This is a genomic window from Pseudomonas sp. UBA7500, from assembly GCF_002478435.1.
GTDB lineage: Bacteria > Pseudomonadota > Gammaproteobacteria > Pseudomonadales > Pseudomonadaceae > Aquipseudomonas > Aquipseudomonas palmensis.
In genome coordinates, this window is record NZ_DLNW01000044.1 from 308933 (window position 1) to 331306 (window position 22374).

Genomic DNA, 22374 nt, shown 5'->3' on the forward strand with positions numbered 1-22374 from the left:
CTTCTCTAGAGTGAGTTCAGGAACGCCAGCAACGCGGCGCGTTGCTCGGCATTGAAGGTCAAGACGTGCTGGCGCGCAGGCTCGGCTTCGCCGCCGTGCCAGAGCACGGCCTCGAGCAGGTTGCGGGCGCGCCCGTCATGCAGAAACTGGGTATGGCCACTGACGGTCTGGTTCAGGCCGATGCCCCACAGCGGCGCGGTGCGCCAGTCCTGGCCACCGGCGGCGAATTCGCTGCGGTTGTCGGCCAGCCCCGGGCCCATGTCGTGCAGCAACAGGTCGCTGTAGGGGCGGATGGTCTGGTTGGCCAGCTCCGGCTCGGCGGCATTGGCCGAGGTGGTGAATGTGGGGGTGTGGCAGCCCTGGCAGCCGGCCTGGAAGAACAGGTTCTTGCCAGCCAGCACCTGGGGCGAATCGACGTCCTTGCGTACCGGCACCGCCAGGTTGCGGGTGTAGAACAGCACCAGGCGCAGGATGTTGTCGCTGACCTCCTGCTCGCCATCGGCGCCGTTGCCATTGGGCTGGGCCAGGCAATCGAGCTGCGCCGGGGTGCAGTCGTCGCGCGGCACCAGGCTGCTGGTCAGGCCCATGTCGCTGGAGAACGCATGGGCGTTCTGCTGGTTGAGGTTGGGTTGCCCGGCCTTCCAGCCGAAGCGGCCAAGTACCTGCTTGCCCTGGGCGTCGTCCCATACCAGGTTGGGCCGGCCACGAATGCCGGTGCCGTTGCGCCCCTCGGGGTCGGCGTTGGCCAGGATGGCCTCATCAGGGATGGCCTCGAGCAGGCCCAGGCCGATCATCGGCGGCGCGACGCGTGCCGAGAAGCGTGTGTCGGGGTGCATCGGGCCGTAGCCAAGCTGGGTGATCTGCAGCTGCGGCTTGCGCAGTTCGACCTGGGTGCCGTCCTTGAAGGTGACGTTCACCGGGGTGTAGCTGACCCGCACCTTGCCCTCGGGGGCCACGCCGGGCACGGCCATGTCCTGCAACTGCCCGCCATAGACCGGCTCGGGCACGATGCCCAGTTGCTCGATCACCTTGGCGTATTCGGGCTGGTCGGGGATCGACAGGCGCACCAGCATCGATACCGCGTTTTTGGCGCCCTCTGCGGGCGGGTGCCCGCGCCCGTCGCGAATATGACAGTTCTGGCAGGCGTTGGTGTTGAACAGCGGGCCCAGGCCATCGCGTGCGGTGGTGGTGGACGGGGCGATCACCCACGGGCTGCGGAAGAAGCTGTTGCCCACGCTGAAGTCCAGGCGCTGGCTCGGGGTGAGGTTGGCCGAGGGCATGGAGTAGGCGTTGCGGTCGCGCTTGTTCACGGTGGTGCTGCCACCGGCACGCGCCTCGCCAGGTTCGGCCTTGGTGAAACGCGGGGCGTCGTCACAGGCGCTCAGGGCCAGGGCCAGTAGCAGGGGAAGGGCGCGGTGAAGCGGAGCGGGCATCGAGAATCCTGAATGGCTAGCGTAAAACCGGCGTGCAAGCTTAGCAGGCGCGGGGGATATGAATAAGAGGGATTTGCGTTTGCTGGATGAAATCTGCTTCAGCTTCCAGCGAAGAGGTCCCACAAAAAAGGCGACCCGAAGGCCGCCTCTGTTTCAGCACGCTACCACTCAGAACTCGTGGTCAGCGGTGTCCGGGTTCAGGTCGGTGATGCCCAGTTTGCCCGCAGCCTGTTCGATGGCACCGGTCTGCTTGACCAGCGCGGCGATGGCGTCACGCACGATCTGGTTGCCCGCAGCGTTGTCGGCAGCGATCAACTGGTCGTAGTGCTCACCCTTGAGGGCGTGGTCGACCATCACCTGGATCTTCGCCTCGGTGGCTTCCAGATCGGCCTTCAGGGTGTTGTCGGTGGCCGGATCGACCTTGGCCACCAGCGACGACAGGCTCGGGCCGCTCAGCTTGGTGCCGTCGGTGCGGGTGTACTCGCCCAGGTAGACGTTGCGGATACCCTTGGCGTCGTAGAAGTGCGAGTAGTGAGTATTGTCGCTGAAGCAGTCCTGCTCGTCCTCAGGCGAGTTGGCTTCCAGCGAGACCTTCATGCGCTCGCCCGCCAGTTCGCCCAGCGACAGGCTGCCCATGCCGAACAGCATCTTGCGCAGGCCGTTGGCGACAGGTTCTGCCTCCAGGGTGGCGCGATAGTTGTCGGCCACTGCCGGCTTCCAGTTGCCGACCATTTCTTCCAGGTCGTTGACCAGCAGCTGGGTCACGGCCTTGAGGTAGGCACGACGACGCTCGTTGTGGCCGCCGGTGGCGCCTTCGCCTTGCAGGTAGTCCGAGGCAGGGCGGTTGCCGGCGCCCGGGCCGGTGCCGTTGAGGTCCTGGCCCCACAGCAGGAATTCGATGGCGTGGTAGCCGGTGGCGACGTTGGCTTCCGAACCGCCCAGCTCGTTCAGGCTGGCCAGCTTCTCGGGGGTCAGGTCCTTGACGTCGACCTTGTCTTCGCCCACCTGGATCTCGGTGTTGGCGATGATGTTGGCGGTGGCGGCCGGGTTGCCCAGGGCGTGTTCATAGCTCTTGTCGACGTAGTCGATCAGGCCTTCGTCCAGCGGCCAGGCGTTCACCTGACCTTCCCAGTCGTCGATGATGGTGTTGCCGAAGCGGAACACTTCGCTCTGCAGGTACGGTACACGGGCGGCTACCCAGGCAGTCCTGGCGGCGGCCAGGGTGTCGGCGTCGGGCTTGGCAAGGAAGGCATCGACTGCGGTCTGCAGGGTCTTGGCGGTGCTCAGCGAGTCGCTGTACACGGCATACACCATCTCGGCGTAGTGCTTGACCACCGCCTGGGCGGCGGCTTCGTCGACGGCCCCGGACGCCTGGGTGGTGCTGGCGGCAGCAGGTGCGGCGGCCTGTGGTGCGGCGGCCTTGTCCTTGTCATCGCCGCAGCCGGCGAGGGAGATGGCAATGGCCAGCAGACTGGCGGTGGCCAGAGGCATACGAATCATGGGCTATTCCTGCGTCGAGAGGTTGAACAGGCGTGCAGCCGCACGCAAAGGTGCAACATAATGCGAAAGATATGCATTTTCTGTAAAGAGGTTGCCACGTAAAAATTCAAATGCTGTTCACGCTGCCCTTGGCGGCAGCGTCACTCACAGAATCGATACCTGGTTGCGTTGCGCTGCTTTGAGGAAGGCGGTCAGCTCGCGTGCCGGCAGCGGCTTGCTGTAGTGGTAGCCCTGACCTTCATGACAGCCCTGGGCAATGATGTAGGCTTCCTGCTCGGCGGTTTCCACGCCCTCGGCGATCACCTGCATGCCCAGGCTCTTGCCCAGCTGGATGATCGCGCGAACGATGGTGGCGTCGTCGTCATCGTCGAGCAGGTCCTGCACGAAGCTCTTGTCGATCTTGATCTTGTCCAGCGGCAGCGACTTGAGGTAGCTGAGCGAGGAGTAGCCGGTGCCGAAGTCGTCGATCGCGATCAGCGCGCCGGAGCGGCGCAGGCTCAGCAGGTGCTGGGCGGCAGTGCTGATGTCTTCCATCAGGCCGGTCTCGGTCACTTCCAGTTCCAGGCTGCGCGGCGGCAGGCGGTAGATCTGCAGCAGGTTGTTGACCACCCGGGGCAGCTCGCTGTGGTGCAGTTGCACGGTCGACAGGTTGACTGCCATGCGCAGGTCGCTGAAGCCCTGGTCGTGCCATTCGCGCAGTTGCCGGCAGGCCTGGTCGAGCACCCATTCGCCGATCACGATGATGTTGCCGTTCTGTTCGGCCAGCGGTATGAACTGATCGGGCGGAACCATGCCCAGCTCCGGGTGCTGCCAGCGCAGCAGCGCCTCGACGCCCACCACGCGGTGGTCGCGGTAGCTGATCTGCGGTTGGTAAACCAGGTACAGCTGATTGCGCGGCAGGGCTTCGCGCAGGTCCTTTTCCAGCTCGCGGCGCCGGCGCATCTCGCTGTCGACGCTGGCGATGTAGAACTGATAGCGGTTGCGCGAACGGCTCTTGGCCAGGGTCATGGTCTGTTCGGCCTTTTGCAGCAGCTTCTCGGTGCTGTCGCCGTCTTCGGGGAACAGGGTGATGCCGATGGTGGCGCGCAGTCGGATCTCCTGATGGTCCAGGGCGAATGGCGCTTCCAGGTCATCGAGAATGCTCTGGGCCAGCTCGGCGGCCTCGTAGGGTTGTTCGATGTCGGCCTGCACCAGCGCGAACTGGTCGCCGCCCAGGCGGGCGAGGGCACCCAGGCGACCGCTGTGGGCACGCAGGCGGTCGGCCAGGGCCAGCAGCAACTGGTCGCCGGCCTGGTAGCTGAATTGTTCGTTGATGCCCTTGAAGTCGTCCAGGCCTACGCACAGCACCGCAACCCGGCGCTGGAGGCGCCCGGCATCGACCAGGATCTTGTCCAGTTGCTGTTGCAGTTGCTGGCGGTTGGGCAGGCCGGTGAGAAAGTCGTACTGGGCCATGCGCAGCAGGCTGTTCTCGGCCTCGTGGCGCAGGTGGGTATTGCGTTCGATGGACGCCAGCAGTTGGTTGGCGGTGTTCACCCACAGACCAAGTTCGTTCTTCTCGTGGCCCTTGAGCAGCGGCAACTGATGCTGGCTGGGGCGGTCGGGGTTGATCTGAGTGAGGTTCTCGATGAGCTTGGACAGTGGCTTGGTCAGCAGCCAGTGATAGACCAGGTACAGCACCAGCCCCATGGCCAGGGCGCGGAGCACGCCGGCAATGAAGATGATCACCGAATTGACCACGAAGCCCTGGCCGTAGGCGCCGGTATCGAGGGTGATGCTCAGGTCGCCGTAGTATTCGCTGTAGGGCGCGCGGCCGACGAGCTGGGTGGTGTAGGTGCGTTCCTGGCCGAGGATCAGGTCGGTGAGCCAGCGGGTCGGCAGTTCCTGCAGAGGGCGCGACTTTTCTGCCAGCATGGTTTCGTTGGGGTGGCCGATGGAGGCCATGCGCACGGACTCATCCTGGAACAGCCCCTCGATGACCTGCATGCCCATTTCGCGGTCCAGGCTGTATACGGCCTGGGTGGAAGGGTCGCGGAACATGTCGAGGATTCGCTGGGCGTCGTTGGCGACAGCCTGGCGGGTCTTGTAGGCATCGAAGACGATCTGCGCACAGCTGAGTACCACGCCCACGGCCAGTGCCGAGAGCAGGACCACTCTGAGCAACTTGACCGACAAGCTGTTTTTGAGTTCCAGCTTCAATGGGGTTTCCTTAATCCATGCGCATGGCATCATTTTGCCATCATCTGTGGCAATCCACTATCGGCCGTTGGCAGGATTCATGATCCAGCGGTCACTGTATCGGTTGCCCGGCCTTGCGACTTGAGCGATGTACGACAAGTTTCCCAACGATTGATGTTAGCGCGGTATGGGGGGGCAGCAAGAGAGGGTGTTGGTGAAATTGGTTAAAAAAGGTTGGTGGGTGGGGTTTTGCTCTTTGCCGCTTTTTCGGCATAAAAAAACCCGGCCTGAGCCGGGTTTTTTCAGAAGCAGCACTTATGCAGTGAAGGTCTTGCCTTCGAACTGCTCAGCCACGAACTTCCAGTTGACCAGGTTCCAGAACGCCTCGACATACTTCGGACGCACGTTACGGTAGTCGATGTAGTAGGCATGCTCCCACACGTCGCAGGTCAGCAGCGGGGTGTCACCGCTGGTCAGCGGGTTGCCGGCACCGATGGTGCTGGCCAGCGCCAGGGAGCCGTCAGCTTTCTTGACCAGCCAGCCCCAACCGGAACCGAAGGTGCCAACCGACGTCTTGGTGAACTCTTCCTTGAACTTGTCGAACGAACCGAACGCGGCGTTGATGGCTTCAGCCAGCGAACCGGTAGGCTGGCCACCAGCGTTTGGCGCCAGGCAGTTCCAGTAGAAGGTGTGGTTCCAGACCTGAGCGGCGTTGTTGAAGATACCGCCCGAAGAAGTCTTGACGATCTCTTCCAGGGTCTTGCCTTCGAACTCGGTGCCTGGCACCAGGTTGTTCAGGTTCACGACGTAGGTGTTGTGGTGCTTGTCGTGGTGGTATTCCAGGGTTTCCTTGGAAATGTGCGGCTGCAGGGCATCGTGTGCGTAAGGCAGCGGCGGCAATTCAAAAGCCATGGTGATTCTCCTAATCAGGTCTGTTGCGGTGAGCGCAAGGCCGATCACGGGCGGCCGGAATGCATCGGCGAGTTTTTACTCTTTGCGACGCAGATTCGGGATCATAGCACCGGGCCCTGACCTAAACCACGCAACAAGTGTATGGAATAGAGGTTCCAGAGCCTTTGCCGACACCTGACGAACGGGTCAGCCCAGCGCCAGTTGCAACGCCACCGCAAACATCATCACCGCCACCATCAGGTCCAGCAGGCGCCAGGTGCCAGGCCGGGCCAGCCACGGCGCCAACCATGCCGCACCCAGCGCCAGGGTGAAGAACCACAGCAGCGAGGCACTGGCCGCACCCGCCACGTAGGCACCCGGCACGCTTTGCTGCGCACCCAGTGAGCCGATCAGCAACACGGTATCCAGGTACACGTGGGGGTTGAGCAGGGTCACCGCCAGGGCACTGAGCAACACCGCGCGACGCGAACGCTGACCCAGGCCCTCGCCCTGCTCCAGGCTCTGGCTGGAGCAGGCGCGGATCAGCGCCTTGCTGCCATACCACAGCAGAAACACCACCCCACCCCAGCGCGCGACCGCCAGCAGGGTCGGGTTCTGCGCCAGCACCGTGGCCAGACCGAACACGCCAAGCGCCACCAGCACCGCATCACAGAACACGCACAGTGCCGCCACCGGCAGGTGGTGCTCACGGCGCAGGCTCTGCGCCAGCACGAAGGCGTTCTGGGTGCCGATGGCCATGATCAGCCCGAAGGCGACCAGCAGGCCGTTGAGGTAGCTTTGCCACATGGGAGGTGCTCCGCGAAGCAGCCACACGGGCTGCCGAAAATACAGGGGGGATCGCTGGCTATTGTGCGGGCAGTGGGCGTATAAGAAAAACCAATAAACCTCATCCGGCATTAGGGAAACTGATGTTCGACTACAAGTTGCTTTCCGCCCTGGCGGCGGTAATCGAGCAGGGCGGTTTCGAGCGGGGCGCACAGTTGCTCGGGCTGTCGCAATCGGCCATTTCGCAACGTATCAAGCTGCTGGAGGCGCGCGTCGGCCAGCCGGTGCTTGTACGTGCCGCGCCGCCAGCGCCCACCGAGATCGGCAAGCGCCTGCTCAACCATGTACAGCAGGTGCGCCTGCTCGAGCGCGACCTGCAGCATCAGGTGCCGGCGCTGGACGATGGCGGCCAGCCCGAGCGTCTGCGGGTAGCGCTCAACGCCGACAGCCTGGCCACCTGGTGGGCGGCGGCGGTCGGGGCGTTCTGTGCGCAGGAGCGGGTGCTGCTGGAGCTGGTGGTGGAAGACCAGGAGGTGGGCCTCAAGCGCATGCGCGCCGGCGAAGTGGCGGCCTGCCTGTGCGCCAGCGAGCGACCGGTTGCCGGGGCGCGCAGCGAGCTGCTCGGCGCCATGCGCTACCGTGCGCTGGCCAGCCCCGACTTCATGGCGCGCCACTTTCCCCAGGGGGTAGAGGTGGCGCGTCTGGCCCGCACCCCGGCCGTGGTGTTCGGCCCGGACGATTTTCTGCAGCACCGCTACCTGGTGTCGCTGGGTATCGATGGTGCATTCCTGCATCACCTGTGCCCGTCTTCGGAGGGCTTTCTGCGCATGACCGAGGCCGGCGTGGGTTGGGGCCTGGTGCCCGAATTGCAGGCCCAGGCGCAACTGGCCAGCGGGCAGCTGGTGGAAATTCTGGCGGATAAGCCGATCGATGTGCCGCTGTACTGGCATCATTGGCGCAATGGCGGGCAATTGCTCGGCCAACTCACCGACCACCTGCGGCGCAGCGCCAGCAGTTGGTTGGTGCCGTGGTCGGGTTTGCCGGCGTCTGCATCATCTGCAAACAAGTAGGCGGAGTGCTTCATGCGAATTCTGGTCACCGGCGCAAGCGGCTTCATTGGCGGGCGCTTTGCACGCTTTGCCCTGGAGCAGGGCATGGAGGTACGGGTCAATGGCCGGCGGGCCGAAGGCGTCGAGCACCTGGTGCGCCGCGGCGCCCAGTTCATTCCGGGGGACCTGGGCGACCCGGAGTTGGCCCGGCGGGTCTGCCAAGGCGTCGAAACCGTGGTGCACTGCGCCGGTGCGGTGGGCAACTGGGGACGCTACCAGGACTTTCACCAGGGCAACGTGGTGGTCACCGAGAACGTGGTGGAGGCGTGCCTGAAGGAACACGTTCGTCGCCTGGTGCACCTGTCCTCGCCGTCGATCTACTGGAACGGGCGCTCGCGCCTGGGGGTGACCGAAGAGCAGGTGCCGCGGCGCCTGCACGATGCCTACGCGACCACCAAGTACCTGGCCGAGCAGAAGGTTTTCGGTGCCCAGGAGTTCGGCCTGGAAGTGCTGGCCCTGCGCCCGCGCTTCGTCACCGGGGCAGGGGATGTGAGCATCTTCCCGCGCCTGCTCAAGATGCAGCAGAAACGCCGTCTGGCGATCATCGGCAACGGCTTGAACAAGGTCGACTTCACCAGCGTGCAGAACCTCAACGAGGCGCTGATCAACGCGGTGCTGGCTGGCAACGACGCGCTCGGGCAGGCCTACAACATCAGCAACGGCCACCCGCTGCCGCTGTGGGACGTGATCAATTACGTGATGCGGCGCATGGATCTGCCCCAGGTCACGCGCTACCGCTCCAGTGGCCTGGCCTACGGCCTGGGCGCGCTGAACGAGGGGGCCTGCCTGCTGTGGCCGGGCCGTCCGCAACCGACCCTGTCGCGCCTGGCGGTGCAGGTGATGAACAAGGATTTCACCCTGGACATCAGCCGCGCCCGCCAGCAACTGGACTACCGCCCGCAGGTCAGCCTGTGGGCGGCGCTGGATGAATTCTGCGGCTGGTGGAAGGCCCAGCACGGCGGCCACTGACTTATACTGGCGCTCATTTGCACTCACGGCGGTTGATCCATGCGCAACGATGCTCACGACGATTTCGATGATGTACCCAGCCTCAAGGCCGGCGGTCGCGATGATGACGACTTTGCCCCGGCGCCAGGTGCACGGGTGGCCGCCGTGCGCGGCAAACCGCGCAAGCCGGCGGCCACCGGGCCGTTGTGGGCACTGGTGGGCGCTTCGTTCATCGCCCTGGCCGGGCTTGGCTGGTGGAGCTTCCAGCAGATTTCGCTGATGGAGCAGCAACTGGTGGCCACCCAGGAAAGCTTTGCGCGCATCAGTGAAGAAGCTGCCGGGCGCCTGCAGGACATCAGCGGTAAGGTGGCGGCCAGCGAGTCGAGCGTCAGCACCGGCAGCGAGGCATTGAAGCTGCAGATAAAGCAGTTGCAGGCCAGCCTCGCCGAGCAGAGCAAGCAGCAGCAGGGCGTAGCCGGGCAGCAGGGTGACCTGGGCAAGCGGCTGGAGCAGGCCCTGGCGCAGGTTGGCGAGCAGCAGGCGACCAATGCCCAATTGCAGGCGCAACTCAAGGCTGTGGCCACGGAGCTGGCTGCGGTGAAGGCGGCGCAGGCTGATACCGGTAAGGTCGATGCGCAGCTCAAGAGCCTGTCGACGGAGATTGCCGCACTGAAGAAGCAGGGGGATCCGGGGGCGGCGATCCAGCGCCTGGAACAGGACCTGATCGTGCTCAAGAGCGAGCAGGAGAATCGCCCGGCGGTGGCTGCCGGGGCGGGTGCCTCGACGGCGGAGTTCGATGCGTTTCGCGGGCAGGTGACCCGCAACCTCACTACCTTGCAGAGCCAGGTGCAGAACCTGCAGCGGCAGATCAACGCCAAGCCCTGATCCGCTGTGAACCTACCGCGGGTCAAGCCCGCTCCCACCGGTACAGTGGCTGTCTGCAGACCACCGATACCCTTGTGGGAGCGGGCTTGACCCGCGACAGAGCCGACGCTTACATCACCGGGTAATCGATGTACCCGACCGGGCCCTTGGAGTAGAACGTGTCAGGCCGTGGCTCGTTCAGCGGTGCATCCGCTTGCAGCCGTGCCGGCAGGTCAGGGTTGGCAATGAACGGCACGCCGAAGGCCACCGCATCGGCCGTGCCGTTGGCAATGGCAGCATTCGCACTGGCCTTGTCGAAGCGTTCGTTGGCGATGTACGGCCCGCCAAACGCCTCTTTGAGCAACGGCCCGATGCTGTCTTCGGCCACTCGCTCACGCGCACAGATGAAGGCGATGCCACGTTTGCCGAGCTCCCGCGCCACGTAGGTGAACGTCTCGGTCAGGTTGGCATCGCCCATGTCGTGCAGGTCGGCCCGTGGCGACAGGTGCACGCCCACGCGCTGTGCGCCCCACACGTCGATGAGCGCATCGGTCGCTTCCAGCAGCAGCCGTGCACGGTTCTCCAGCGAGCCACCGTATTCGTCGGTGCGCTGGTTGGTGCTGCTCTGCAGGAACTGGTCGATCAGGTAGCCGTTGGCCGCATGCAGCTCCACACCGTCGAAGCCGGCCGCCTTGGCGTTCTCGGCACCGACGCGGTAGGCCTCGATGATGTCGGCGATTTCCTCGGTTTCCAGCGCGCGCGGGGTGACGAATTCGGTGATCGGGCGCACCAGGCTCACATGCCCCTTGGGCTGCACCGCGCTCGGCGCAACCGGCGTTTCGCCGTTCAGGTACAGCGGGTGCGAGATGCGTCCCACGTGCCACAGTTGCAGGAAGATGCGCCCGCCAGCACCGTGCAGCGCCTTGGTCACGTTGGTCCAGCCACGCACCTGGTCGTTGCTCCAGATGCCCGGTGTGTCGGGGTAGCCCACGCCCAGCGGGGTCACCGAGGTGGCCTCGCTGAGAATCAGCCCGGCGCTGGCGCGCTGTACGTAGTACTCGGCCATCAGCGCGTTGGGTACGCGGCCTTCGTCGGCCCGGCAGCGGGTCAGCGGGGCCATGATGATGCGGTTGGGCAACTCGAGGTCGCCGAGGGTGATCGGGTCGAATAGCGTTGTCATGTGCGTGAACCTCGTGGCAATCAGTGAGTGGCAGGTGCCAGTTCGGCTTTGTTGCCGCCCTGGCTGAATGTGATAAGGGTGACGATCAGGGCCAGCACGGCCAGCGCCGCTGCCGCCAGGGGCACGCGGGTCAGGCCCAGGCCCTGGTCGATCACGGTGCCGCCGACCCAGGCGCCCAGCGCATTGCCCAGGTTGAAGGCACCGATGTTCAGGGTCGACACCAGGTTCGGTGCCGCCTTGCCGAAGCTCACCACGTTGACCTGCAGGGCCGGCACGGCGGCGAACGCGGCAGTGGCCCAGAGGAACAGGGTGATCTCGGCCGGAATCAGCGCGGTACTGGTCCAGCTCAGGGCGGTGGAGATGACCGCCATGGCGGCGAACACGCCCATCAGCGTGGCGGCCAGGCGACGATCGGCCAGCTTGCCGCCCAGGATGTTGCCCAGGGTCAGGCCCAGGCCGATCAGCAGCAGGGTCCAGGTCACGCCGCGCGGCGACACGCCGGTGACATCACCCAGCAACGGCGCCACATAGGTGAACAGGGCGAACATCGAGGCCGAGAACAGCACGGTCATCGACAGCGACAGCCAGATGCCGGCGCCCTTGAGCGCAGCCAGCTCGGCACGCATGTCGAGTTTCTCTTCGTCGCGCTTGATCGGCAGGAAGCGGATCAGGCCGATCAGCGCGATCACGCCGATCACGGTCACTGCCCAGAACGTCGAGCGCCAGCCGTACACCTGGCCCAGCGCGGTACCCAGTGGCACGCCCAGCACGTTGGCCAGGGTCAGGCCGGTGAACATCAGCGCCACGGCCGAGGCGCGGCGGTTGGCCGGAACCAGGTTGGCCGCCACCACCGAACCGATGCCGAAGAAGGCGCCGTGGCACAGCGCGGTGACCACGCGGGCAAACATCAGCACGTTGTAGTCGGTGGCCAGGGCGCACAGCAGGTTGCCGATGATGAACACCCCCATCAGCGCCACCAGTGCGGCCTTGCGCGGCAGCCGGGCGGTGGCCAGGGCCATGAACGGCGCGCCGATGGCCACGCCCAGCGCGTAGCCGGTCACCAGCCAGCCGGCACCGGGGATGGACACACCCAGGTCGCTTGCCACATCCGGCAGCAGGCCCATGATGACGAACTCGGTGGTACCGATGGCGAAGGCGCTCAGCGCCAGGATCAACAGCGAAAGGGGCATTGCAAGGTCCTTGTCAGAGCTCTTGGCTCATCTGCTGGAGGAAGGCCTGGATGGTTTCCTCGTTGCGTTTGAAGAAGTGCCACTGGCCAATCTTCTGGCTGCTGATCAGCCCCGCGCGCTGCAAGGTGGCCAGGTGGGCCGAGACCGTGGACTGCGACAGGCCGCAGCGTTGGTCGATCTGCCCGGCGCACACACCGTGTTCGGTGCTGTGGTGCTGGTCAGGGAAGCAGGCTTGCGGGTCTTTCAACCAGTTCAGGATTTCTCGCCGTACTGGGTGGGCCAGGGCTTTTATTATTTCGTCGAGATCAAGAGGCATGGGTGGGCTCGTGGTGGGTATAGCGTTATATCGCGATGGGGCGAAATATAAATCGGTATTTCGCGATATACAAATATGATTTGGTTCTGTCGTGCGTATGAATCGCTATATCGGGTTATAACGATATTCAAGCGGGCAAGCGGTGCTAGACTGCGGCCTATGAACTACCTCGCACACCTTCACCTGGGCGGCCAGCAGCCCGAACAACTGCTCGGCAGCCTGTACGGCGACTTCGTCAAGGGGCCGTTGCAGGGGCGCTTTGCCCAGCCGCTGGAAGCCGCCATCCGCCTGCACCGCCAGATCGACGTGTACACCGACAGCCACCCGCGGGTACTGGCGGCGCTGGCGCGTTTTCCGCGTGAGCGGCGCCGTTATGCCGGGATCATCCTCGATGTGTTTTTCGACCACTGCCTGGCGCTGCACTGGCACGACTATGCCCGGCAGCCGCTGAGCCAGTTCACCGGGCGCGTGTACCAGGTGCTGGCGGCCGAGCCCGAGCTGCCCGGGCGCCTGGCGCAGATTGCGCCGTACATGGCGGCGGACGACTGGTTGGGCTCGTACCGCGAGTTCGCGGTGCTTGAACAGGTGTTCAACGGTATCGCCCGGCGCCTGTCCCGCCCCGAGGGTATGGCAGGCGCGATGCAGGAGGTACAGGCGCTGTACGGCCCGCTGATGGAAGACTTTCGCCACTTCTACCCCGAACTGCAGGGTTTTGCGGCCGACGCTCAGGCCGCCTTGGCGCGGCGCTGAGGCTGGGCCACCGGCTGGGCGCCGAACAACGCCGTGTGGATCGCCAGCTGGGCATTGAACGCCAGTGCCGCACGTTCCTGGCCGGCGCTCTGGATGGGCGCCAGCAGGTGGATCTGCACCTCGCCACAGTCGTGGGCAAACAGGCGCAGCAGATGCGAGAGCAGGTCGTCATCGCCCACGAACGGCGCGATGGGGTCGGGTTTGCCGCCCCGCAGGTAGCGCACGGCCACCGGTTGCACGGGCGTGGCGGTGTCGATTGCGCTGGCCAGCAGGCGCCCGTGGAAGGTGCGCAGGCTGCGCCCGTCGGTGGTGGTGCCTTCGGGGAAGATCAGCACCGGGCAGGCCTGTTGCAGGTGGCGCGCGATCTGCTGGCGCAGCAGTTGGCTGTCGCCGCCGCCGCGGCGGATGAACAGGGTGCCGGCCTTGAGCGCGAGCCAGCCGGCTACCGGCCACTGGCGCACCTCGGCCTTGGAGAGGAACGACATCGGCGCGAGCATGCCCAGCAGCGGGATGTCGGTCCACGACACGTGGTTGCTGACCCACAGCATCGGTTGCTGCGGGCGGTTGCCGATCACCGTGACCTTGAACGGCAAGGCCCGGGCAAGCCGGGCCATGAACAGTTGCGACCAGCGCTGGCGGCGGTCGTCGGGAGTACTCAGGTGCAGGCGCTCGTACAGGCTGAACAGGCTGGCCATGCCCAGCCCGAACAGCACCACCAGCAGCACCCGGACGATTCGCGCATTCACGCGCAGGCGTTGCATCACACCGCCGCCTTGAAGTGGCGGGCGTAGCGTGGGCACAGCTCGTCGCGCTTGAGCAGGATGAACACGTCGGCCACCTGGAAGTCTTCGTCCCAGCACGGCTCGCCGCAGATCTTGGCGCCCAGGCGCATGTAGGCCTTGAGCAGCGGCGGCATCTCGGCGATGACGTTGCCGGGCAGTGCCAGGCTGGGCAGCGGGTTCTTCGGTTCGGCGCGCAGGTGCTCGGTGCACAGGTAGCGCTCGCGCAGGCGTTGCATGATCGCGTGGGCCTGCACGCCGCCGTCCTGCATGGGGATGCTGGCGCAACCCATCAGGTAGCTGTAGCGGCCCTCGTTGAGTACCTCGGCAAGCTCGCCCCACAGCACCGCGATGGTGCCGCCGTTGCGGTAGGCCGGGTCGACGCAGGTGCGCCCCAGTTCAAGGATGGGGCCCTGCAGATGGCCCAGGCCATGCAGGCTGAACTCCTCTTCGCTGTAGAAGCGCCCCAGGCTGCTGGCGGCCTGGTGGTCGAGCAGGCGGGTGGTGGCCACCAGGTGCCCGCTGTTGAGGTCGCGTACGCCGATGTGCTGGCAGTGGATGTCGTAGTCGTCCATGTCCAGCCCGTGTTCGGCGCCTTTGAGCCTGGCCTTGAATTCGCTGCTGAACACGCGAAAGCGCAATGCCTGGGCTTCGTGCAGCGCCGCGGGGCCGACCAGGCGCTCGGCCTGCAGACGGCGTTCGTTACGGGTGTCGCCAGGGCATGCAGTCAGGGTCATTGCGAGTCTCCATAAGCCAGCCATGGGGTTGCGGCCGGTCGACTATGTTGTGCAAGCTCAGCCTAGGTAGACGCGGTGTCACCCCCATGAAGCTTTGGTGATGCTTGTATGACAGCCCTCAAGGAGCACGCCGATGGCCTGGCTGCAGCGACTCAACGACCCCATTCCGCCCTTGGCAACCGGTAACCTGGGTGACACCTACGCCAGCCTGCTGGAGCAGCTGGGCACGGTCAGCCCGTTCGAGCTGGCAGTGCTGGGCGGGCAAGCCATGCCGACCCCGGGGCTGGCGTTTCTGGTGGGCTACCAGGCCGCCTTGCGCGTGCTGTGGCCCAGCGCTCCGGCGGGCCTCGGCGCCCTGTGTGCGAGTGAGCGGCGCAGCGTGCGCGCCGCCGACATGGGCATGCGCCTGGCGCTCGACACGCTGCGCCTGAGCGGCAGCAAGGACTTCGTCACCGCCGGGCCGGACGCCGACTGGCTGCTGGTGGCGGCGCGCTGCGAAGCACCGGGCCAGGCGCCTCGGCTGAGCCTGGCGGTGGTGTACCCGGGGGAGCCGGGTGTGCGCGTGGAGCCCTTGCCGAGCCTGCCGTTGATGCCTGAGGTCGGGCATGCCCGCCTGCACCTTGAACAGGCCCTGTGCGAACGCCTGGCCGGTGACGGCTGGGATGCCTACGTCAAGCCGTTCCGCTCGCTGGAAGACCTGTACGTGCTCAGCGCCCTGAGCGCCTGGCTGTACGGGGTAGGCCGCGCCAATGCCTGGCCGCAGGGGCTTTTGCTGCGCCTGATCGGGCTGCTGGCCGGGTGTGCCGAAGGCAGCCGGCAATGCGCCGATTCGGCGGCGTTCCACCTGTTGCTGGGCGGCCTGTTCGCGCAGTTCTCGCAACTGAGCGGCGAGCTCGACCAGGCGCTGACGAGCACGCCGGGGCCCTGGGCCGAGCTGTGGCAGCGCGACCAGGGCATCCTGCAGATCGCCAGCGCGGCGCGGGCCAGGCGCCTGGCCAAGGCATGGGCCGGCAGCGGGCTGGCCTGAGGTTGCCGGGCTGCCCGCATGGCCACAGGCTGTCGCTTGCTGCCGTGCGGGCAGGCGGGTAATGTTGGCGGCTTTACGCTTTCAGGAACCTGCATGTTCAGCCTGCCCCGAATCGCTCTCGCCCTGCTGGCCCTGGCGAGCCTGCCTGCCCAGGCCAACTGGCACCTGGACGGCGAATCGTCGCGCCTGTCGTTCATCACCAGCAAGAACGGCAACGTGTCCGAGGTGCATCGCTTTCTGGTGCTGCATGGCAAGGTCGATCGCAAGGGTGCGGCCGAGCTGCAGATCGAGATGGACTCGGTCAGCAGCGGCATCCCGCTGCGTGACGAGCGCATGCGCAACGACCTGTTCGAGGTGGCCAAATACCCCGACGCGACCATCCAGGCGCAGATCGACCTGCGTCCGATCAACGACCTGGCCAACGGTGCCCAGGTCGAGCTGCGCCTGCCGGTGACCGTCAACCTGCACGGCAAGACCCACAGCTACAACGCGCAGTTGCTCGCCACCCGGCTCGACGAGCGGCGCTTCCAGGTGGTGACCCTGGAGCCGCTGGTACTGAGCGCCGATCACTTCGACCTGCTGCCCGGCCTCAAGACGTTGCAGAAGCTCGCCGGGCTGCAGTCGATCAACCTGTCGGTGCCGGTGGGTGCGGTACTGATCTTCACGGCGCGCTGAAATGGCCGGGCCGGTGTTTCCATGGCGTGCCGGCAACCAGTTCGAACTGCTGATCGACGGCCCGCAGTTCTTCCCGCGCATGCTGCAGACGATCATGGGTGCCGAGCACCAGGTCGACCTGGAGCTGTACCTGGTCGAGGCCGGGGCGTGTGCCGAGGCCATGGTGCAGGCGCTGGTGCAGGCCGCCGAGCGCGGCGTGCGGGTACGCTGCCTGTTCGATGACTACGGCTCGCTGGCCTTTACCTTGAGCCTGCGTCAGCGCCTGCTGGGCGCCGGCGTTGAGTTGCGCTGGTACAACCGCCTGCGTTGGCGCCGGGGGCTGCGCAACCTGTACCGCGACCACCGCAAGCTGCTGCTGGTGGACCAGGCCTGGGCGGTGGTCGGCGGTACCGGGGTCACTGACCAGTTCTGGACACCGGGCGAGCCGGTCAGCGAATGGCACGAGGTGATGGTGCAGATGCAGGGGCCGCTGGTGGCCGACTGGCAGATGCTGTTCGATCGCCAGTGGCGTTCCAACCTGCGCCGCACCGCGTGGCGCCCACCCACCCATTTCGGCCTGGCGCACCTGCCGCGGGTGCCGGTTGCAGGCCCGGGCCTGGGCCGGGTGGCCTATGCCGACGCCCGCCAGCACCGCGACATCCTGCAGTCGCTGGTGCGCGCGCTGATCAGCGGCAAGCGTCGTATCTGGCTGGCCACGCCGTATTTTCTGCCCACCTGGAAGGTGCGCCGGGCTTTGCGCCGCGCGGCCGCGCTGGGCATCGATGTGCGCCTGCTGCTGACCGGCCCGCGTACCGACCATCCTTCGGTACGCTATGCCGGTCATCGCTATTACCCGCGCCTGCTGCGGGCAGGGGTGAAGATATTCGAATACCAGCCATGCTTCCTGCACCTGAAGATGGTGCTGGTGGACGACTGGGTGAGCATTGGCTCATGCAATTTCGACCACTGGAACCTGCGTTTCAACCTTGAGGCCAACGTCGAGGCCATCGACCCGCAACTGACCGCCGACGTGGTGGCGAGCTTCGAGCGCGACTTTGCCCTGAGCCGCCAGGTCGACCTGGACGACTGGCAGGCGCGGCCGCTGTGGCGGCGTGTGAAACAGCGTATCTGGGGCTGGCTGGACCGGGTGGTGGTCAACCTGCTGGACCGGCGCGACTGAGGTTCTTTCGATTTTCCCCCGCATCAGAAGGAGTTGACGAAATGGCAGCGAAAAAGATTCTCATGCTGGTCGGCGATTACGTCGAAGACTATGAAGTGATGGTGCCGTTCCAGGCGCTGCAGATGGTTGGCCACACGGTGCATGCGGTGTGCCCGGGCAAGTCGGCCGGGCAGTCGGTACGTACCGCCATCCATGACTTCGAGGGCGACCAGACCTACAGCGAGAAGCCGGGGCACAACTTTGGCCTGAACTTCGATTTCGCCCAGGTGCGTGCCGAAGACTACGACGCGCTGGTGATCCCGGGCGGGCGTGCGCCGGAGTACCTGCGCTTGAATGAAGAGGTGCTGCAATTGGTGCGCGCCATCGACCAGGCGGGCAAGCCGATTGCGGCGGTGTGCCATGGGGCGCAACTGCTGGCGGCGGCCGGGGTGCTGGAGGGGCGCGAGTGCAGTGCGTACCCGGCGTGTGCGCCGGAGGTGCACCTGGCAGGTGGGAGTTACGTCGAGATCGAGGTGACGGCGGCGCATGTGCAGGGCAACCTGGCCAGTGCGCCGGCCTGGCCTGCGCACCCGGCGTGGCTGGCGGGGTTCCTGGGGTTGCTGGGGACGCGCATTACCCTCTGAGCGCCTTCGCTGGCGTGCCGGCGAAGAGGCCGGTACAGGCAACAAAAAAGCGGCAAGGGATCACTCCCTTGCCGCTTTCAGCTTTCAGCTTTCAGCTTGTAGCGCTGGCGCTTACTTCACTTCCACTGCCAGGCTTTGCGCGATCTTGCTCTGCCACAGTGCAGGCCCGGTGATGTGCACCGACTCGCCATTGCTGTCGACCGCAACGGTCACCGGCATGTCTTTCACGTCGAACTCGTAGATCGCTTCCATCCCCAGTTCGGCAAATGCCAGCACCTTGGATTTCTTGATCGCCTGAGCCACCAGGTAGGCAGCGCCACCCACGGCCATCAGGTACACGGCCTTGTTGTCCTTGATCGCGTCGATGGCGGTCGGGCCGCGCTCGGACTTGCCGATCATGCCCAGCAGGCCGGTCTGCTCCAGGATCTGACGGGTGAACTTGTCCATCCGCGTTGCGGTGGTCGGGCCTGCCGGGCCAACCACTTCTTCGCGCACCGGATCAACCGGGCCGACGTAGTAGATGAAGCGGCCCTTGAGGTCCACCGGCAGCTCTTCGCCACGGTTGAGCATCTCGACCATGCGCTTGTGCGCGGCGTCGCGGCCGGTCAGCATCTTGCCGTTGAGCAGGATGGTCTCGCCCGGCTTCCAGCTCTGCACGTCTTCCGGGGTCAGGGTGTCGAGGTTGACGCGACGGGCCGACGGGCCGGCTTCCCAGACGATTTCCGGGTAGGCGTCCAGCGACGGTGCTTCCAGCTCTGCAGGGCCGGAACCATCGAGCACGAAGTGCGCGTGACGGGTGGCTGCGCAGTTGGGGATCATGCACACCGGCAACGAGGCCGCGTGGGTCGGGTAGTCCATGATCTTGACGTCGAGCACGGTGGTCAGGCCGCCCAGGCCCTGGGCGCCGATGCCCAGCTGGTTGACCTTCTCGAACAGTTCCAGGCGGATCTCTTCGATGCGGTTCTGCGGGCCACGGGCCTTGAGCTCGTGGATGTCGATGGACTCCATCAACACTTCCTTGGCCATCACCGCGGCCTTCTCGGCAGTACCGCCGATACCGATGCCGAGCATGCCCGGCGGGCACCAGCCGGCGCCCATGGTCGGAACGGTCTTGAGCACCCAGTCGACGATCGAGTCGGACGGGTTGAGCATGGCCATCTTCGACTTGTTTTCCGAACCGCCGCCCTTGGCCGCGACATCGACCTCGACCTTGTCGCCAGGGACGATCGAGTAGTGGATCACGGCCGGGGTGTTGTCCTTGGTGTTCTTGCGGGCACCTGCCGGGTCGGCCAGGATCGAGGCGCGCAGCACGTTCTCGGGCAGGTTGTAGGCGCGACGCACGCCTTCGTTGATCATGTCGTCCAGGCTCATGGTCGCGCCATCCCAGCGCACGTCCATGCCGACGCGCACGAACACGGTGACGATACCGGTGTCCTGGCAGATCGGCCGGTGGCCGGTGGCGCACATGCGCGAGTTGATCAGGATCTGCGCGATGGAGTCGCGCGCAGCCGGCGACTCTTCACGCAGGTAGGCCTCGTGCATGGCCTGGATGAAATCGACGGGGTGGTAGTACGAAATGAACTGCAGGGCGTCGGCAACGCTCTGAATCAGGTCGTCTTGCTTGATCACGGTCATGCAGCGCGCTCCTCTTAAAGACGGGAACATTCATTAAGGTATCGCGACGTTCACGGGCCGAGGCGTCGCAATGACCTTTCAAGGCGCGCCGACACGCAGTGGCCGACGCAAAAAGGCGCGGCAGTATAGCGCGCATCGCCTGCCGGTACACGCGCCAGTGCGGCCAACCATGGTCGCCTGCTGCCAGGCACTGTTTTTGCGTGGCAATTATTTCGAACACGTCCTACAGTACCGACTGCCCCCCGTCACAACCGCTGCCGCTCGGCTGCCTGGTGAGTCACCCGTGACCGAAACCGCTCTGCAAAAGCTTCTTCTCAAGCGTTTCCTGCTGGCTGCCGGCAGTTACCTGCTGGTGCTGCTGCTGGCCTGGGTCGCCGTGCTGGGCGGGCATGTGCAGGCGCCGGTGCCGGTCATCGGCGCGAGCAGTGTGCTGCTGGTGCTCAACCTGGCGTGGCTGGGCTGGGTGTTTGCCAGTGGTGTCAACCTGCGCTGGCGCGACCCTAGCCTCACGGAGTTCCAGGTGCTGCTGGCAGCGGCCTGGCAAACCTGGCTGCTGGCCAACCTGGACCAGGCCCGTGGCACCTTCCTGGTGCTGTACCCGTTGATCCTGATGTTCGGCCTGTTCCACCTCAACGGCCGTTCGTTCACCCGCTGCGCGCTGGTGGTGCTGTGCAGCTTTCTCGGCCTGAACCTGTGGGAGTGGGGCAACGGGCGCCTGTCGGACCCGGCGCTGGCGGCGTTGCAGGTATGCACGCTGTTCGTGGTGCTGTGCTGGTTGTGCCTGTATGCCCGCTACGTGCAGGCCTCGCGCCAGCGCATGCGCCAGCGCCGCATCGCCCTGCAGGCGCACCAGGACACCTTGCGCGGCATGATGGGGCAACTGGAGGAACTGGTGGCCACCGACGAGCTGACCGGCCTGTTCAACCGCCGGCATTTTCTGCGCCTGGCCAGCGATGCCCTGGCCAGCATGCCCATGGGGAGCCGGCATGGTCTGGCGCTGATCGACCTGGACCATTTCAAGCGCATCAACGACGCCCACGGGCATGCGGTCGGCGACCGGGTACTGCAGGCCTTTGCCCAGGTTGCCAGCGAGCACCTGTGCGACGCCGCGGTGCTGGCCCGCTATGGCGGCGAGGAGTTCGTGCTGCTGTTGCCCGATTGCACGGCCCAGGCCCTGGAACATTGCTGCGAGCGTCTGCGTCAGGCCTTTGGTGCGTTGCCCTCGGCGGCGATGCAGGGGCAGGTGGGGCCCTTGAGCCTGTCGGTCGGCATGACCCTGCTGACAGCCGAGGATGACCTGGACAATGCATTGCACCGTGCCGACCAGGCGCTGTACCGCGCCAAGCGCAGTGGCCGAAATCGCTGTGTGCCGGCCTGGGAGGTGGTGGATGCCTGAGTTGTGCGTAGGTGAGCGCAGTTGGCAGGTGGCCGAGGGCAGCAACCTGCTGGATGCGCTGAACGAGGCTGGCGTGGGCGTGCCCTACAGCTGCCGGGCGGGGAGCTGCCATGCATGCCTGGTGCGCTGTCTGGCGGGTGTGCCGGGTGATGCCAGGCCCGATGCGCTGAGCGAAGGCAAGCGCCTGGAGGGCTGGCGGCTGGCCTGCCAGTGCCGGGTCGAGAGTGACCTGCAGGTGGCGGTGTTCGACCCGGTGCGCGATGGGGCGCCGGCGCGGGTCGTTGCGCTGGACTGGCTGGGCGCGCAGGTGCTGCGCCTGCGCCTGCAACCGGACAGGCCGTTGCGTTATCAGGCGGGGCAGCATCTGGTGCTGTGGAGCGCGCAGGGTGTTGCGCGACCGTATTCGCTGGCCAGCGTGCCAGGCGAGGATGAATGGCTCGAATTTCACCTGGATTGCCGGCATGCCGGGGCGTTCTGCAGCGCGGCGCAGGGGTTGCAGGTGGGCGACCTGGTGCGCCTGGGGGAGTTGCGCGGTGGCGCGCTGCATTACGATCCGGATTGGCAGGCCCGGCCGTTGTGGCTGCTGGCGGCGGGTTCCGGGCTGGCGCCACTGTGGGGGATTGTGCGCGAGGCGCTGCGTCAGGAGCATCAGGGGGCGATCAGGGTGGTGCATGTGGCGAGCGAGGCGGGTGGGCATTACCTGCAGCGGGAGCTGGATGACCTGGCGCGGCGGTACCCGCAGGTGGAGGTGCAGTTGCTGATACCGGAGGAGTTGGGGCCGATGCGTCTGGCATCGCGTCAGACGATTGCGCTGGCTTGTGGCTCTGCGTCGAGTGTGGAGCGGTTTGCGCGTGGGATGTTTCTGGCGGGGTTGCCGCGTAATCAGCTGTTTGCGGATGTATTCGTGGGGCATGCCTGAGCTCCTATTCCCATAAGGAGGTACTGCAGGCTCCTGCGGCGTTTGCGCTGGCCTTGGCTCTGGCTCTGGCTCTGGCTCTGGCTCTTGATCTTGATCTTGATCTTGATCTGCTTTTGATTTTGATCTTCCGTCCCCCAGAAGGCCGAGTGGAGGTGTCGTGCAGGGGGCGGGGCGAAGCCCCTTCGGCGTTAGCCGAAGCGAGCGACTGTTAGAGTTGCTTGCAACTCGGGTCGCGTGCCCCCGGAGCGGCGCCGGAGGGAGGGGACCCGTAGCGAAGCGTAG

General features: G+C 65.7%; 21 protein-coding genes. 10 read left to right on the plus strand and 11 right to left on the minus strand.

Annotated features, from left to right (window positions below; all coding sequences use genetic code 11):
* Positions 1 to 5 precede the first annotated feature (5 nt).
* The 5 genes from B4I46_RS18550 to B4I46_RS18570 form a co-directional block, all read right to left on the minus strand.
* Entirely contained in the window at positions 6 to 1433 is a 1428-nt protein-coding gene (locus B4I46_RS18550) for a di-heme oxidoredictase family protein (RefSeq protein WP_043862101.1), read from the minus strand.
* A gap of 168 nt (positions 1434 to 1601) precedes the next feature.
* Entirely contained in the window at positions 1602 to 2933 is a 1332-nt protein-coding gene (locus B4I46_RS18555) for an imelysin family protein (protein ID WP_043862102.1), read from the minus strand.
* 144 nt (positions 2934 to 3077) lie between these two features.
* A complete protein-coding gene (locus B4I46_RS18560; RefSeq protein ID WP_054914822.1) occupies positions 3078 to 5129 on the minus strand; it encodes a putative bifunctional diguanylate cyclase/phosphodiesterase in 2052 nt (683 codons plus the stop codon).
* Between the two features lie 294 nt (positions 5130 to 5423).
* On the minus strand, positions 5424 to 6020 hold the full coding sequence (locus tag B4I46_RS18565; RefSeq protein ID WP_054914821.1) for a superoxide dismutase: 597 nt from the start codon (positions 6018 to 6020) through the stop codon (positions 5424 to 5426).
* 186 nt (positions 6021 to 6206) lie between these two features.
* On the minus strand, positions 6207 to 6806 hold the full coding sequence (locus B4I46_RS18570; protein ID WP_043862105.1) for a LysE/ArgO family amino acid transporter: 600 nt from the start codon (positions 6804 to 6806) through the stop codon (positions 6207 to 6209).
* Between the two features lie 122 nt (positions 6807 to 6928).
* Between B4I46_RS18570 and B4I46_RS18575 the strand changes: the two genes are divergently transcribed.
* From B4I46_RS18575 to B4I46_RS18585, 3 genes are read left to right on the plus strand one after another with little or no spacing between them, the layout of a single operon-like run.
* On the plus strand, positions 6929 to 7855 hold the full coding sequence (locus B4I46_RS18575) for a LysR family transcriptional regulator ArgP (protein WP_043862106.1): 927 nt from the start codon (positions 6929 to 6931) through the stop codon (positions 7853 to 7855).
* 12 nt (positions 7856 to 7867) lie between these two features.
* Positions 7868 to 8863 (plus strand): NAD-dependent epimerase/dehydratase family protein, encoded by a 996-nt coding sequence (locus B4I46_RS18580; protein WP_043862107.1) that lies wholly within the window; start codon positions 7868 to 7870, stop codon positions 8861 to 8863.
* 39 nt (positions 8864 to 8902) lie between these two features.
* Positions 8903 to 9727 (plus strand): ATPase, encoded by an 825-nt coding sequence (locus B4I46_RS18585; protein ID WP_196932591.1) that lies wholly within the window; start codon positions 8903 to 8905, stop codon positions 9725 to 9727.
* Positions 9728 to 9836: 109 nt separating this feature from the next.
* Here the strand turns inward: B4I46_RS18585 and B4I46_RS18590 are convergent, their stop codons facing one another.
* Genes B4I46_RS18590 through B4I46_RS18600 form a run of 3 tightly spaced genes read right to left on the minus strand, consistent with a single transcriptional unit; the run spans position 9837 to position 12392 of the window.
* Positions 9837 to 10886 carry an alkene reductase gene (locus B4I46_RS18590; protein WP_043862109.1) on the minus strand — a complete coding sequence of 350 codons (1050 nt, stop codon included), beginning with the start codon at positions 10884 to 10886 and terminating at the stop codon, positions 9837 to 9839.
* 20 nt (positions 10887 to 10906) lie between these two features.
* Entirely contained in the window at positions 10907 to 12076 is a 1170-nt protein-coding gene (locus B4I46_RS18595; protein ID WP_078479537.1) for an MFS transporter, read from the minus strand.
* Positions 12077 to 12089: 13 nt separating this feature from the next.
* Positions 12090 to 12392, minus strand: coding sequence for an ArsR/SmtB family transcription factor (locus B4I46_RS18600; RefSeq protein ID WP_043862111.1), 303 nt, complete (start codon positions 12390 to 12392; stop codon positions 12090 to 12092).
* A 159-nt stretch (positions 12393 to 12551) separates the two neighbouring features.
* Here B4I46_RS18600 and B4I46_RS18605 point away from each other — a divergent pair, with 159 nt between their 5' ends.
* Complete coding sequence (locus B4I46_RS18605; RefSeq protein WP_043862112.1) at positions 12552 to 13142, plus strand: ACP phosphodiesterase; 591 nt, start codon at positions 12552 to 12554, stop codon at positions 13140 to 13142.
* Here the strand turns inward: B4I46_RS18605 and B4I46_RS18610 are convergent.
* Entirely contained in the window at positions 13118 to 13903 is a 786-nt protein-coding gene (locus tag B4I46_RS18610) for a lysophospholipid acyltransferase family protein (protein WP_286901285.1), read from the minus strand. The two genes, B4I46_RS18605 and B4I46_RS18610, sit on opposite strands and share 25 nt — an antisense overlap.
* Positions 13903 to 14658, minus strand: a complete 756-nt coding sequence (olsB, locus tag B4I46_RS18615) for an L-ornithine N(alpha)-acyltransferase (RefSeq protein ID WP_043862114.1) — start codon at positions 14656 to 14658, stop codon at positions 13903 to 13905. The genes B4I46_RS18610 and olsB overlap by 1 nt, the downstream gene beginning before the upstream one ends.
* Positions 14659 to 14791: 133 nt before the next feature.
* On the opposite strand from olsB, the gene B4I46_RS18620 reads away from it, so the two are divergent.
* The 4 genes from B4I46_RS18620 to B4I46_RS18635 all read left to right on the plus strand — a co-directional run bounded on the left by B4I46_RS18620 (position 14792) and on the right by B4I46_RS18635 (position 18142).
* Positions 14792 to 15685 (plus strand): acyl-CoA dehydrogenase family protein, encoded by an 894-nt coding sequence (locus tag B4I46_RS18620; RefSeq protein ID WP_043862115.1) that lies wholly within the window; start codon positions 14792 to 14794, stop codon positions 15683 to 15685.
* Positions 15686 to 15778: 93 nt separating this feature from the next.
* On the plus strand, positions 15779 to 16360 hold the full coding sequence (locus B4I46_RS18625; RefSeq protein WP_043862116.1) for a YceI family protein: 582 nt from the start codon (positions 15779 to 15781) through the stop codon (positions 16358 to 16360).
* 1 nt (position 16361) lies between these two features.
* A complete protein-coding gene (locus tag B4I46_RS18630) occupies positions 16362 to 17519 on the plus strand; it encodes a phospholipase D-like domain-containing protein (RefSeq protein WP_054914815.1) in 1158 nt (385 codons plus the stop codon).
* Positions 17520 to 17560: 41 nt separating this feature from the next.
* Complete coding sequence (locus B4I46_RS18635) at positions 17561 to 18142, plus strand: DJ-1/PfpI family protein (RefSeq protein ID WP_286901288.1); 582 nt, start codon at positions 17561 to 17563, stop codon at positions 18140 to 18142.
* 111 nt (positions 18143 to 18253) lie between these two features.
* Here the strand turns inward: B4I46_RS18635 and B4I46_RS18640 are convergent, their stop codons facing one another.
* Positions 18254 to 19777 carry a fumarate hydratase gene (locus tag B4I46_RS18640; RefSeq protein WP_043862119.1) on the minus strand — a complete coding sequence of 508 codons (1524 nt, stop codon included), beginning with the start codon at positions 19775 to 19777 and terminating at the stop codon, positions 18254 to 18256.
* Positions 19778 to 20060: 283 nt separating this feature from the next.
* Here B4I46_RS18640 and B4I46_RS18645 point away from each other — a divergent pair, with 283 nt between their 5' ends.
* The gene (locus B4I46_RS18645; RefSeq protein WP_054914813.1) at positions 20061 to 21173 is read left to right on the plus strand and encodes a GGDEF domain-containing protein; all 1113 of its coding nucleotides are present in this window, start codon (positions 20061 to 20063) and stop codon (positions 21171 to 21173) included.
* Positions 21166 to 22092, plus strand: coding sequence for an iron-sulfur-binding ferredoxin reductase (locus tag B4I46_RS18650; RefSeq protein WP_275728552.1), 927 nt, complete (start codon positions 21166 to 21168; stop codon positions 22090 to 22092). The genes B4I46_RS18645 and B4I46_RS18650 overlap by 8 nt, the downstream gene beginning before the upstream one ends.
* Positions 22093 to 22374: the final 282 nt, after the last annotated feature.